The following is a 13,126-nucleotide window of genomic DNA, read 5'->3' as shown; positions in this document are numbered from 1 at the left end:
TCGCGCTTCTCACGTCCTCATTCACGTCCCATGTCCCGGTGCACCACGACGGTCTCCACTCCGGCGTCGGACAGGCGCCGCGCCAGCTTCTCCGAGACCGCCACGCTGCGGTGCTTGCCGCCCGTGCAGCCGACCGCGATCGTGACGTACCGCTTGCCCTCCCTGCGGTAGCCCGCGGCGATCAGCTGGAGCAGCTCCGCGTATCTGTCGAGGAACTCCTTCGCGCCCGGCTGGTTGAAGACGTAGTTGGCGACCTCCTCCGTCGTGCCGGTGAACGGACGCAGCTCGGGCACCCAGTGGGGGTTGGGCAGGAACCGGCAGTCGGCGACGAGGTCGGCGTCAACCGGGAGGCCGTACTTGTACCCGAACGACATCACCGTCGCCCGCAGCTCGGGCTCCTCCTCGCCGGCGAACTGGGCGTCGAGCTTGGCGCGCAGCTCGTGGACGTTGAGGCCCGAGGTGTCGATGACGAGGTCCGCGTCGCCGCGCAGCTCCCGCAGCAGGTCCCGCTCGGCCGCGATGCCGTCGACGATGCGGCCGTCGCCCTGGAGGGGGTGGGGGCGGCGGACCGACTCGAAGCGGCGCACGAGTGCGTCGTCGCTCGCCTCCAGATAGACGATGCGCCGCTTGACCTGCCGCTGCGCGAGGTCGGCCAGGGACTCCTTGAGGTTGTCGAAGAAGCGGCGGCCGCGGACGTCGACCACCACGGCGATACGGGCCACGTTGCCCTGGGAGCGGGCGCCCAGGTCCACCATGGTCGGGATCAGCGCCGGCGGCAGGTTGTCGACGACGAACCAGCCCAGGTCCTCCAGGCACTTCGCGGCGGTGCTGCGGCCCGCGCCGGACATGCCGGAGATCATCACCAGCTCGGGGATGACGGCCTCGTCGGCCTCGGCCGCGAGCTCCTTGCCCACGGGCGGGTCGGCGGTTCTCGCGTCCTGCTCCGTGTCGCCGTGCCCGTCCGGCCGCTGCGCCGGCCGGGCCGGTTCCGCCGCCAGGTCCTCGTGCTGCCGGTGTTCGCTGCTCATGTCATTCGCCCCCCGTCGTCACGGTGCTCACTCTTCTTCAACGATCTCACCGGTCGCGGTGTTCACGGCCGCCCCGGAGGACTTCGCGCCGAGCGCCGCCGCGACGGTCTCCGCCGTCTTCCGTCCCACGCCCGGCACCTCGCAGATCTCCTCGACCGTGGCGGCCCGCAACCGCTTCAGGGAGCCGAAGTGCTTTATCAGCGCCTGCTTACGGGACGCTCCCAGGCCCGGCACGGCGTCGAGCGGGCTCGCCTTCAGCGCCTTGGAGCGCTTGCTGCGCTGGTATCTGATCGCGAAGCGGTGCGCCTCGTCGCGCACGCGCTGGAGGAGGTAGAGGCCCTCGCTCGTACGGGGCAGCACGACGGGGTCGTCCTCGCCCGGGATCCAGACCTCTTCGAGGCGCTTGGCGAGGCCGCAGACCGCGACGTCATCGATGCCCAGCTCGTCCAGCGCGCTGCGGGCCGCCGCGACCTGCGGCTTTCCGCCGTCGACGACGATGAGCTGGGGCGGGTAGGCGAACTTCTTCGGCCTGCCGTCCTCGTCGCGCGGCGCGGCGCCCTCGGCCGCGCCCTCCGCCGGCTCGGGACCCTCGCCCTCGGCGGCCTGGCCCCCGTCGCCGCCCCACTCGCCCGTACGGCGCTTCTCCTGCAGGTAGCGGCGGAAGCGGCGGCTGATGACCTCGTGCATGGAGCGCACGTCGTCCTGCCCGTCGACGGACCTGATCTGGAAGCGCCGGTACTCGCTCTTGCGGGCCAGGCCGTCCTCGAAGACGACCATGGACCCCACCACGTCGTCGCCCTGGAAGTGGGAGATGTCGAAGCACTCCACGCGCAGCGGCGCCGAGTCCAGGCCGAGCGCCTCGGCGATCTCCTCCAGGGCGCGCGAACGGGTCGTCAGGTCGGAGGCGCGCTTGGTCTTGTGCAGGGCCAGCGCCTGCTGGGCGTTGCGCCGGACCGTCTCCATCAGGGCGCGCTTGTCGCCCCGTCGGGGCACGCGCAGGCTGACGGCCGAACCGCGGCGCTCGCTCAGCCACTGCGTCACCGGGGCCGCCGGGTCGGGCAGCGCGGGGACCAGCACCTCCTTGGGGACCGCGTCGCCGCGCTCCTCGCCGTAGAGCTGCTGCAGGGCGTGCTCGACGAGCTCGGGGGTGCCGATCTCCTCGACCTTGTCGGTGACCCAGCCGCGCTGGCCGCGCACCCGGCCGCCCCGCACGTGGAAGATCTGGACCGCCGCCTCCAGCTCGTCCTCCGCGACGGCGACGAGGTCGGCGTCCGTGGCGTCGGTGAGGACGACGGCGCTCTTCTCCATGGCCCGCTTGAGCGCGTCCATGTCGTCCCGCAGCCGGGCCGCCCGCTCATACTCCATCTCCTCGGCGGCCTGCTTCATCTCCCGCTCCAGGCGGCGCAGGTACGCGCCCGTGTGCCCGGCGACGAAGTCGCAGAACTCCTCGGCGAGTTGGCGGTGCTCCTCCGCCGAGACGCGCCCCACGCAGGGGGCGCTGCACTTGCCGATGTAGCCCAGCAGGCAGGGACGGCCGATCTGCGCCGAGCGCTTGAAGACGCCGGCCGAGCAGGTGCGCACGGGGAAGGCCCGCAGCATGAGGTCGACGGTCTCGCGGATGGCCCAGGCGTGGGCGTACGGACCGAAGTAGCGCACGCCCTTCTTCTTGGGGCCGCGCATGACCTGGACGCGCGGAAACTCCTCGTCGAGCGTGACCGCGAGGGACGGATAGCTCTTGTCGTCGCGGTACTTGACGTTGAACCGCGGGTCGAACTCCTTGATCCAGGAGTACTCCAGCTGGAGCGCCTCGACCTCCGTGGAGACGACCGTCCACTCGACCGAGGCGGCGGTGGTGACCATCGTGCGCGTGCGCACATGGAGGTTCGCAAGGTCCTGGAAGTAGCTCGCGAGCCGCTGGCGGAGGCTCTTGGCCTTCCCTACGTAGATCACCCGGCCGTGCTCGTCGCGGAACCGGTAGACCCCCGGGGAATCGGGGACCTCACCCGGTTCGGGGCGGTAGCTGGAGGGGTCTGCCATGCCGCACACCCTACGTCCGTGCGGTGACATCACCGTCGGCTACCGGCCCCCTCACCGGCCGCGCGTCACCAGCCGCGTTCGCGCCATTCGCCGATCTTCGGCCGCTCCGCGCCGAGGGTGGTGTCGCCGCCGTGGCCCGGGTAGACCCAGGTCTCGTCCGGCAGTTGGGCGAAGAGCTTGGTCTCCACGTCGTGCAGGAGGCTCGCGAACGCCTCGGGATCGTCATGGGTGTTGCCGACACCGCCCGGGAAGAGGCAGTCCCCCGTGAAGAGATGGGGGTGTCCGTGCGGGTCGTCGTAGACGAGGGCGATGGAGCCGGGGGTGTGGCCGACGAGGTGGCGCGCCGTGAGTTCGTTCTGCCCGACCCGGACGGTGTCCCCGTCCTCCACGAGCACGTCCGTCTTCACGGGGATGCCCTCGGCGTCGAAGCGGCCCGCGTACGTGCGGGCGCCGGTGGACTCGACGACGGGGGCGAGCGCCTGCCAGTGGTCGCCGTGCCGGTGGGTGGTGACGACGGAGGCGATGCCGTCGGAGCCGATGAGCTCCAGCAGCGTCTCCGGTTCGTTGGCGGCGTCGATCAGCAGCTGCTCCCCCGTCTTCCTGCAGCGCAGCAGGTAGGCGTTGTTGTTCATGGGGCCGACAGCGACCTTGGAGATCATCAGGTCGGTCAGCTCGTGCACGTCCGCAGGTCCCCCGACCTGCACCTCTCCGGTGTAAGCCATGGCGCCACCCTAGACGAGTGGGCGCCGGGGTCCACCAGAGTGCGCAAGGCGGTTCCCGCGCCGGCCGCGTGACCGGTGCTTCGCGCCTCGCGCTCAGTCACGTCCCGCTCGGTCGCGTCGCGCTTCGCCGAGTGAGGTGCCTGTCCGGCCGTGCGTCCCTACAGTGCGACGCATGATCGTCGAACCGCTCGTGCTGACGGACGGCGCACTGCCCGGGGCGCTGCTCGGTGAGATCACCGCGCTCTACGCGTCCAACCGCGAGTTCCACCGCCTCAGCGGCGAGTTCCCCGACCCGGACGACATCCGCACGGAGCAGGTCGCCCGGTCGCTCATGGACGAACTGGCGCAGCCGCACGCCCGGGTGCTGCTCGCGCGCTCCGGCGGACGGCTCACCGCGGTCGCCGCCACGCTCGCCCACCACCCGGACCCGGCCGACCCCGACCCCTGGATCGGGCTGCTGATGGTGCACGCGGACGCCCACCGCACCGGAATCGGGCGGGAGTTGGCGGCGTACATCGAGGACGGCTTCCGGCGCGAGGGCCGGGAGGGCGTGCGTCTGGCCGTTCTGGAGAACAACCCGGCGGCGCTCCGCTTCTGGACGGCGGCGGGCTACCTGGTGACGGGGCGGAGCGAGGACCGCGAGCTGCACAGGCCCTGCGCCGTGATGCGCAAGGCGCTGTGACGCGCAAAGCGCTGTCATGTGCAAGGCGCGGTAATGCGCGGACGCGGTGACGGCCGCGCCCGCAGCCCCGTCCCGCCGTACCGCTGCCCCGCCGTACTGCTGCCCCGCCGGGACCGGAATCTGGGCCGCCGGCCGCTACAGAGACGGCAGTACGGGCAGCGGTTCCGGCGCCGCGAGGCCGCTTCCCGTGCTGCGTCCGGTGAGCCAGCCGACGAGCGCGGTGGGGGTCCCCGCCACGACGAGCGAGCCGGACCCGGTGCCCTCTGGCGCGCCGGTGTACCAGGTGCCGCCGTACTCGCTGCGCAGCACGAGGGTCAGGGGGACTCCCGGGTGGCCGAGGAAGCGGCGGGCCATGTTGTCCAGCTCCCGCTCGACGAAGGCACCGGGCAGGTCGTCGAGGCCGTAGCCGATGCCGAGGTCGACGTGGTGCAGCTCGATCTCGATCCAGCGGCGGAACGGCAGGGAATTCGCGAGGTCGGTCACACCGTTACGCAGTTCGACGGTGCGCTCCCAGGCCGCTTCGCTCTGCGCGGCGAAGGCGCCGTCGAGGCGGAGCGCGGTATCGCGCAGGTCCTCGTGGTGGGCCGCGGCGGAGCGGTGCGCGTCGCGCTCGATGTCGGCGTCCCGGACGTCGCCGCTGGCGTACATGGGGCGCGCCGCGAGGACGTTGAGCAGCGCGTCGGCGTTGCGGGCGAGGTGCGCGAGCACGTGCCCGCGGGTCCAGCCCGGCAGCAGCGAGGGCTTGGCGGCGGTGGCGTCGTCCAGCTGTGCGACGGCGGCGAGGAGCCGGTCCGTGGCGTCTCTCACGGAGGCTGCGTCGGCGGCGGGACCGGGCGCGGGAGGAGAGGGGTTCGCGGGCTGCGTCATGATCCCAAAACTAGCCCCGCCACTCCTTCGGGTGGAAGACGGCACGAGAGGGCCGTATTCGAATGCACGTGCTATAAGCTCGACGGGCGGCAGCGCCACGGTCCGGGACACACCCGGTCCGCGCCGCCTCTACTCTTGTCCGGGGGGCTCCTGCGCAGCGGGGCACCCTGCTTCTCACACGAAAGGTGCCAACCGGCGTGGCCTCAGACCGTCTCATCGTCCGTGGCGCTCGCGAGCACAATCTCCGGAACGTCTCGATCGATCTTCCGCGCGACTCGCTGATCGTCTTCACCGGCCTGTCCGGATCGGGCAAGTCGTCGCTCGCCTTCGACACCATCTTCGCGGAGGGGCAGCGCCGCTACGTGGAGTCGCTGTCCGCGTACGCACGGCAGTTCCTCGGGCAGATGGACAAGCCCGACGTCGACTTCATCGAGGGCCTCTCCCCCGCGGTCTCCATCGACCAGAAGTCGACGTCGCGCAACCCGCGTTCGACTGTGGGCACCATCACCGAGGTCTACGACTACCTCCGCCTGCTGTTCGCACGCATCGGCAAGCCGCACTGCCCCGAGTGCGGCCGGCCCATCGCCCGCCAGTCGCCGCAGGCGATCGTGGACAGGGTGCTGGACCTGGAGCCGGGCAGCCGCTTCCAGGTGCTGTCGCCGCTGGTGCGCGAGCGCAAGGGCGAGTACGTCGACCTCTTCGACGAGCTCCAGAGCAAGGGCTACAGCAGGGCGCGCGTCGACGGGCGGACGATCCAGCTCTCCGAACCGCCGAAGCTGAAGAAGCAGGAGAAGCACACCATCGAGGTGGTCGTGGACCGCCTCACCGTCAAGGAGAGCGCGAAGCGGCGGCTCACGGACTCCGTGGAGACGGCGCTGGGCCTCTCGGGCGGCATGGTCATCCTGGACTTCGTCGACCTCGACGAGGACGACCCGCAGCGCGAGCGGATGTACTCCGAGCACCTGTACTGCCCGTACGACGACCTGTCGTTCGAGGAGCTGGAGCCGCGCACCTTCTCCTTCAACTCGCCCTTCGGCGCCTGCCCCGAGTGCACCGGCATCGGCACCCGCATGGAGGTCGACCCGGAGCTGATCGTCCCCGACGAGGACAAGTCGCTGGACGAGGGCGCGCTCCACCCCTGGTCGCACGGCCACACGCGCGACTACTTCGGACGCCTGATCGGCGCGCTCGCCGACGCGCTGGGCTTCCGCACGGACATCCCGTGGGCGGGGCTGCCGCAGCGCGCCAAGAAGGCCCTGCTGTACGGCCACCGGACGCAGATCGAGGTGCGCTACCGCAACCGGTACGGACGTGAACGGGCCTACACCACGGCCTTCGAGGGCGTCGTGCCGTTCGTCAAGCGCCGCCACCAGGAGGCGGAGACCGACAGCAGCCGGGAGCGCTTCGAGGGGTACATGCGCGAGGTCCCCTGCCCCACGTGCGAGGGCACGCGGCTGAAGCCGATCGTGCTCGCGGTGACGATGCAGGGGAAGTCCATCGCGGAGATCTCGGCGATGTCGATCAGCGAATGCGCCGAGTTCCTGCGCGAGATGACGCTGAGCGACCGGGACAAGACCATCGCCGAGCGCGTCCTGAAGGAGGTCAACGAGCGGCTGCGCTTCCTGGTCGACGTCGGCCTCGACTACCTCTCGCTCAACCGCGCCGCCGGGACGCTCTCGGGCGGCGAGGCGCAGCGCATCCGCCTTGCCACACAGATCGGTTCGGGCCTGGTCGGCGTGCTGTACGTACTGGACGAGCCGTCCATCGGACTGCACCAGCGGGACAACCACCGTCTGATCGAGACGCTGGTACGGCTGCGGGACCTGGGCAACACCCTGATCGTCGTCGAGCACGACGAGGACACGATCAAGGCGTCCGACTGGGTCGTGGACATCGGCCCCGGCGCGGGCGAGCACGGCGGCAAGGTCGTGCACAGCGGTCCGCTCAAGGAGCTGCTGGAGAACGCCGCTTCGGTGACCGGCGACTACCTGGCCGGCAAGAGGAGCATCCCCCTTCCGGACGTGCGGCGGCCCGCCGACCCGGAGCGTCAGCTGACGGTGCGCGGGGCGCGGGAGAACAACCTGCGCGACATCGACGCGTCGTTCCCGCTCGGTGTGCTGACGGCCGTCACGGGGGTCTCCGGATCCGGCAAGTCGACGCTCGTCAACGACATCCTCTACACCCACCTCGCGCGGGAGCTGAACAACGCCAAGTCGGTGCCTGGGCGGCACGTACGGGTGGACGGGGACGATCTGGTGGACAAGGTCGTGCACGTCGACCAGTCGCCGATCGGCCGTACGCCGCGCTCCAACCCGGCGACGTACACCGGGGTCTTCGACCACGTGCGCAGGCTCTTCGCCGAGACGACGGAGGCGAAGGTACGCGGCTACCAGCCGGGCCGGTTCTCCTTCAACGTCAAAGGCGGCCGGTGCGAGAACTGCTCCGGCGACGGCACCATCAAGATCGAGATGAACTTCCTGCCGGACGTGTTCGTGCCCTGCGAGGTCTGCCACGGCGCCCGGTACAACCGGGAGACCCTGGAGGTCCACTACAAGGGCAAGAGCATCTCCGAGGTCCTCGACATGCCCATCGAGCAGGCCACGGAGTTCTTCGAGGCGGTGCCCGGCATCGCCCGCCACCTGCGGACGCTCAACGACGTCGGCCTGGGGTACGTGCGGCTCGGCCAGCCCGCGCCGACGCTCTCCGGCGGCGAGGCGCAGCGCGTGAAGCTGGCGAGCGAGTTGCAGAAGCGCTCCACGGGCCGCACGGTGTACGTGCTCGACGAGCCCACGACCGGCCTGCACTTCGAGGACATCCGCAAGCTCATCGCGGTGCTGGAGGGCCTGGTCGACAAGGGCAACACGGTGATCGTCATCGAGCACAACCTGGACGTCATCAAGACCGCGGACTGGGTCGTCGACATGGGGCCCGAGGGCGGCAACGGCGGCGGGCTGATCGTCGCGGAGGGGACGCCCGAGCAGGTCGCGGCGGTCCCCGCGAGCCACACCGGGAAGTTCCTGCGGGACGTGCTGGGCGAGCGGGTGAGCGACGCCGCGCCGCCGGCGCGCGGGCCGCGGGCGGGCGGCCGCACCGCGGGCAAGGCGAAGGCGAAGAAGTCGGCGGGGGCGAAAGCTGCCGGGACGAAGGCTGCGGGGACGAAGGCGAAGCGCGCGGCGAAGTAGCCGTCTGCGGAGGGCCCTTCGCCGCCCGCCCCGTGCGGGCATCGCTCGGCGAAGCCTTCGAGCCCGGGCATCGGATGGAGCCCCGGTACGGTCCGCGTCCGTACCGGGGCTCCGGGGCTCCACCGCGTGCGCAAATGCAGGTGAGTTCGCGGCCGGTGAGTCGTAGAGTCCCGCGCATGCGTGCGGAGAGCTCTCTCGTGCCCGGTGCCCTCCTGATCAACGGCACCGTCGGCGTCGGCAAGACCTCGGTGGCCGAGACCGTGGGCGGTCTCCTCACGGATGCCGGGATCCCCAACGCGGTCATCGACCTGGACTGGCTGCGTCAGTCGTGGCCGTCCCCTCCCGGAGACCGCTTCAACGTCACCATGATGCTGCGGAACCTGCGCAGCGTCGCCGGCAACAACCTCGCAGCCGGTGCGGTCCGGCTGGTGGTCGCCGGTGTCGTCGAGGACCACGACGGCCGGAGGCAGTGCGGCGACGCGCTCGGCGTCGAGCTCACGGTGTGCCGGCTCCGGGCCGATCCGGCCATGGTCCACAAGCGGCTCACGCGCCGCCACGAGAATCAGCCCGACGCGTTGCGCTGGCATCTTTCCAGGGCCGGCGAACTGGCCGGGATCCTCGACCGGGCGGGCGTCGACGACTTCACCGTCGACGCGACCGCGCGTTCGGTCGGCGAGGTCGCAGCGGACGTGGTCGAGAAGGCGGGCTGGCTCTGACCCGGTTCGCCACGTGACGACTGGGCTCGGGCGAGTGCGTCGACGCCCCCTTGGCCCCCGGGGCAAGCTCCGTGCGCCGGGGCGGAGTTGACGACCTGACGGGCAGCGTGCGGCACCGAGAGCGCGAGGGGTCTGCTCACGGCCGCGCTTGCTCGCTCCGGTCGTGGACTCGCGCCGGACCGGACCGTCCGCACCCCCCGGGACTGTCCGGGCGAATTCAACCTCCTTTTCATGCATGGCAGTTGAGTGCTGATTTCCGTGGATTCCACCGCACCGTCTGGTGCGGTCCGGTATCCACTGGGACCCTTCGCGACGGTGTGCGCAGATAGCGCACGAAACTCCCGTGTTTGTAGGGGTTGTTGTGATACGAGTTCACGTACACCGAAGAGTCCTCGCCCGGCCGCTGCTTCCAGCAGTGGCCGTTCTTTCTGTCCTGACGCTGTGTCAGGCGCCCGCCGCCGGAGCCGCTTCGGCGCCGCCGGCCCCCGGCCGGACGACCGCAGCGATCCACTCCGCTCCGCTGCCGGCCGCCGCAGCCCCGTCCGGCATCCCGGACGGCGACGGCATGGAGCTCTCTCGCACCAGCCGGCCGGTCGCACCCGAGGCACGGCTGACGTCGTTCCAGCGGCTGGAGGCCGACAAGTGGCTGCGGGCCGACGCGCTCAGCGTCGAACTCGGCGACGGCGGCGGAACGCAGGCCGACTACCTCTCCTCCGGAGAGGTCTCCACGCCGAAGACCGTCACCGAGCAGGTCAAGGACCACGATCCGGGAAAGGGGCGGCGCACTGTCGCCGCGTTCAACGCCGACTTCTTCGACATCGACGAGACCGGCGCACCGCTCGGCCCGGGTCTGCGCGGCGGACGCGCCACCCACTCCCCCGCCGCCGGCAACAGCGAATCCCTCGGCTTCGGCCCCGGCGCCGCGGGCCGGATCCTCGACCTGTACTTCGAGGGCTCCCTCACCCTCCCCGACGGCAAGGAGCCACTGGCGGCGTACAACGCCGCCAACGTGCCGGAGAACGGCATCGGCGCCTACAACTCCCGGTGGGGCAAGGCCGATCGGGCGCTGACCACCGACGGCGACCCGGACGCCGCCGAGGTGACGCTCCGGCGGGGCCGGGTCACCGGCGTCGCGGACGAGCCCGGGGACGGGCCCGTCGAGAAGGGGACCACCGTCCTCGTCGGGCGTGACGCCGGGGCGCAGAAGCTCTCCGCGCTGAAGAAGGGCGACAAGGCCGGGATCGAGTACCGCGTCCGCACGGACGACGGAAGTCCCGTGCCCCGTACGGCAGTCGGCGGCCGCGGCCTGCTCGTCGTGGACGGCCGTGCGCAGGACTGGGAGGGCAGGCCCAACAACGCGACGGCACCGCGCACCGCGGTCGGGTTCTCACGGGACGGTTCGACGATGCACGTGATGAGCGTCGACGGTCGCCAGGAGGCGTCCGGCGGCGTCACGCTCACCGAACTCGCCCTGATGATGCGGGATCTGGGCGCCTACAACGCCATCAACCTGGACGGCGGAGGCTCCTCCACCCTGCTGGCCCGCGAACCCGGCGCCGGGAGCCCGCAGTTGGAGAACGCCCCGTCGGACGGCGAGCAGCGCGAGGTCCCCAACGGGATCGCCGTCACCGCACCGGAGGGCAGCGGCAGCCTCAAGGGCTTCTGGGTGGAGACGGCCGCCGACCCGGCGTCGGCACCCACTGCCGGCAACGTCCCCGGAGGGCACCCGGAGCGCGTCTTCCCGGGTCTCACACGGAAGTTGACGGCGGCCGGGTACGACGAGACGTACGGCCCGGCCGAGGGCCGCCCCCGCTGGAGGGCGGCCCGTCCGGACGTCGGCAGGGTCGACGGCTCCGGTGTCTTCCGTGCCCGGCACGCCGGCACGACGGACGTGAGCGCGTACGAGGGACGAGCCCGCGGTTCGACGGAGCTGACCGTCATCGGGGAGCTCGACCGCATCCGGCCCACCCGGGAGCGGGTCGGGCTGGCGGGCGACCGGGCCCAGGGCTCCTTCGGCCTCGTCGGCTTCGACGCCGGAGGCACGAGCGCGCCCGTGGACCCCGCAGACGCCCGGCTGGAATACGACCGTTCGCGCTTCGTCATCTCACCGGACCCGGCGCGCGGCGGCTTCACCGTCAGGGCCCGGCCCGGGCAGGACTCGGCGTCGGACGTCGTCACGGTAACGGTCAAGGGCCGCACCGCGCGTCTCGCCGTGACGGTGGGTCTGCGCGACCAGAAGGTCGCCGCCTTCGACGACGCCGCCGACTGGAAGTTCAGTGCCGCACGCGCGGAGGGCTCACTGGCCGCCGACCCCGGAGGCCGCGAGGGCACGGGCCTGAAGATGACGTACGACTTCACCCGATCGACGGCGACCCGTGCCGTCTACGCCGGCCCCCCGCAGGAGGTCCCCGTCTCCGGGCAGCCGCAGAGTTTCACCATGTGGATCAAGAGTGACGGGAAGGGAGCGTGGCCGTCGCTCCATCTGAAGGACGCGGGCGGCACCGATCAGGTGCTGCGCGGCCCGCACCTCACCGAGGAAGGCTGGCAGCAGATCGTCTTCGAGGTCCCGGAGAGCGTCTCGTACCCGCTGCGGCTGCAGCGCTTCTACCTGGCGGAGACCCGGCCCGCCGAGCAGTACACCGGGGAGGTCGTCATCGACGAGCTGGTGGCGCGAACGCCTCCCGACGTCGATCTGCCGGCGGCTTCCCGCCCGCAGGACCCGCTGATCTCCACGGCGTCGGACGTCGCGGGACGCGACTGGCGCTTCGCCGTGATGTCCGACGCCCAGTTCGTGGCGCGCGATCCGGACAGCGCCGTCGTACGCCAGGCGCGGCGGACGCTCAGGGAGATCCGTGCGGCCGGACCCGACTTCGTGCTCGTCAACGGCGATCTGGTCGACGAGGGTTCGGAGGAGGACCTGCGTTTCGCCCGCCGTGTGCTGACGGAGGAGCTGGGCGAGGACGTGAAGTGGATCTACGTGCCCGGCAACCACGAGGTGATGGGTGGGAGCGTCGGCAACTTCGTCAAGGAGTTCGGCCCCGCGCAGCGCACGTTCGACCACAGGGGCACGCGGTTCGTCACGCTGGACACGTCGTCCCTGACGCTGCGGGGCGGAGGGTTCGCACAGATCCAGGAACTGCGGCGGCAACTGGACGACGCGGCGAGGGACCCGTCCGTCACGTCGGTGGCTGTGGTGCAGCACGTCCCGCCGCGTGATCCGACAGGGCAGCAGGCGAGCCGGCTGACGGACCGCATGGAGGCCGACCTGCTGGAGAAGTGGCTCGGCGACTTCCGCGGCCGCACCGGCAAGGGGACCGCTTTCATCGGCTCGCACGTGGGCGTCTTCGACGCCTCCCGGGTCGACGGCGTGCCCTACCTCGTCAACGGCAACTCCGGGAAGGCGCCGGCCGCTCCGCCCGCGGAGGGTGGCTTCACCGGGTGGTCGCTGCTCGGCGTCGACGAGGAGGCGGCACATTCCGGCGGGGCCGGGAGCCCACCGGACGGCGACTGGATCGCGGCCCAGACGAGGGCTCACGTCGACAAGCTGACGATGCGGGCCCCTGACGAGCTGAACGTGGGCGAGACGGGACGAGCGGCGGCGTCAGTGGTCCAGGGGACGGGCGAGGCCGCACGCGAGGTACCGGTCGGCTGGCCCCTCAGCGCGGACTGGTCCGGTTCCGGCGGTCTCTGCGTCCGGGACGGCGAGCCGCCGCGGCGTGGCGGGAAGCACTGCGCGGCCTCGTACGACCCGCGCTCCGGTGCACTGACCGCGCTGCGGCCCGGCACCGTGGAACTGAGTGTGACGGTCAACGGCGAGCGCACGGAGAGGAAGGTGAAGCTGGTCCGGTAGGCCGGACGCCGGCCACCCCCTGCGGAACGTTGCGGCTCCGCA

General features: G+C 71.5%; 8 protein-coding genes. 4 read left to right on the top strand and 4 right to left on the bottom strand.

Features of this window, described 5'->3' with window-relative positions:
• Positions 1-17: 17 nt before the first annotated feature.
• From rapZ to H181DRAFT_RS11690, 3 genes are all read right to left on the bottom strand, one after another.
• Positions 18-860: an RNase adapter RapZ gene (gene rapZ, locus H181DRAFT_RS11700; RefSeq protein WP_045864429.1), complete on the bottom strand. Its 843-nt coding sequence runs from the start codon at positions 858-860 to the stop codon at positions 18-20.
• A 195-nt stretch (positions 861-1,055) separates the two neighbouring features.
• A complete protein-coding gene (uvrC, locus tag H181DRAFT_RS11695) occupies positions 1,056-3,065 on the bottom strand; it encodes an excinuclease ABC subunit UvrC (protein WP_045864269.1) in 2,010 nt (669 codons plus the stop codon).
• A gap of 65 nt (positions 3,066-3,130) precedes the next feature.
• Positions 3,131-3,787 (bottom strand): MBL fold metallo-hydrolase, encoded by a 657-nt coding sequence (locus H181DRAFT_RS11690; protein ID WP_045864268.1) that lies wholly within the window; start codon positions 3,785-3,787, stop codon positions 3,131-3,133.
• A 172-nt stretch (positions 3,788-3,959) separates the two neighbouring features.
• Here H181DRAFT_RS11690 and H181DRAFT_RS11685 point away from each other — a divergent pair, with 172 nt between their 5' ends.
• On the top strand, positions 3,960-4,469 hold the full coding sequence (locus tag H181DRAFT_RS11685) for a GNAT family N-acetyltransferase (protein ID WP_045864267.1): 510 nt from the start codon (positions 3,960-3,962) through the stop codon (positions 4,467-4,469).
• Positions 4,470-4,604: 135 nt separating this feature from the next.
• On the opposite strand, the gene H181DRAFT_RS11680 is transcribed toward H181DRAFT_RS11685, so the two are convergent.
• On the bottom strand, positions 4,605-5,336 hold the full coding sequence (locus tag H181DRAFT_RS11680) for a maleylpyruvate isomerase family mycothiol-dependent enzyme (protein ID WP_045864266.1): 732 nt from the start codon (positions 5,334-5,336) through the stop codon (positions 4,605-4,607).
• Positions 5,337-5,521: 185 nt separating this feature from the next.
• On the opposite strand from H181DRAFT_RS11680, the gene uvrA reads away from it, so the two are divergent.
• The 3 genes from uvrA to H181DRAFT_RS11665 all read left to right on the top strand — a co-directional run bounded on the left by uvrA (position 5,522) and on the right by H181DRAFT_RS11665 (position 13,084).
• On the top strand, positions 5,522-8,518 hold the full coding sequence (uvrA, locus tag H181DRAFT_RS11675) for an excinuclease ABC subunit UvrA (RefSeq protein WP_045864265.1): 2,997 nt from the start codon (positions 5,522-5,524) through the stop codon (positions 8,516-8,518).
• A 176-nt stretch (positions 8,519-8,694) separates the two neighbouring features.
• Positions 8,695-9,234 (top strand): DEAD/DEAH box helicase family protein, encoded by a 540-nt coding sequence (locus tag H181DRAFT_RS11670; RefSeq protein WP_045864264.1) that lies wholly within the window; start codon positions 8,695-8,697, stop codon positions 9,232-9,234.
• Between the two features lie 565 nt (positions 9,235-9,799).
• Positions 9,800-13,084 (top strand): phosphodiester glycosidase family protein, encoded by a 3,285-nt coding sequence (locus tag H181DRAFT_RS11665; protein WP_199810819.1) that lies wholly within the window; start codon positions 9,800-9,802, stop codon positions 13,082-13,084.
• The last annotated feature ends 42 nt before the right edge of the window (positions 13,085-13,126 follow it).

It is taken from the genome of Streptomyces sp. WMMB 714, assembly GCF_900090125.1.
Taxonomy (GTDB): domain Bacteria; phylum Actinomycetota; class Actinomycetes; order Streptomycetales; family Streptomycetaceae; genus Streptomyces; species Streptomyces daqingensis.
The sequence above is the reverse complement of the archived record's forward strand: the minus strand, read 5'-3'. Positions and strand labels throughout refer to the sequence as shown.

Bases quoted from the DNA above. Each gene is read 5' to 3' on its own strand.
- rapZ (WP_045864429.1), bottom strand. From the start codon at position 860: ATGATCTCCGGCATGTCCGGCGCGGGCCGCAGCACCGCCGCGAAGTGC.
- uvrC (WP_045864269.1), bottom strand. From the start codon at position 3,065: ATGGCAGACCCCTCCAGCTACCGCCCCGAACCGGGTGAGGTCCCCGAT.
- H181DRAFT_RS11690 (WP_045864268.1), bottom strand. From the start codon at position 3,787: ATGGCTTACACCGGAGAGGTGCAGGTCGGGGGACCTGCGGACGTGCAC.
- H181DRAFT_RS11685 (WP_045864267.1), top strand. From the start codon at position 3,960: ATGATCGTCGAACCGCTCGTGCTGACGGACGGCGCACTGCCCGGGGCG.
- H181DRAFT_RS11680 (WP_045864266.1), bottom strand. From the start codon at position 5,336: ATGACGCAGCCCGCGAACCCCTCTCCTCCCGCGCCCGGTCCCGCCGCC.
- H181DRAFT_RS11670 (WP_045864264.1), top strand. From the start codon at position 8,695: ATGCGTGCGGAGAGCTCTCTCGTGCCCGGTGCCCTCCTGATCAACGGC.
- H181DRAFT_RS11665 (WP_199810819.1), top strand. From the start codon at position 9,800: ATGGAGCTCTCTCGCACCAGCCGGCCGGTCGCACCCGAGGCACGGCTG.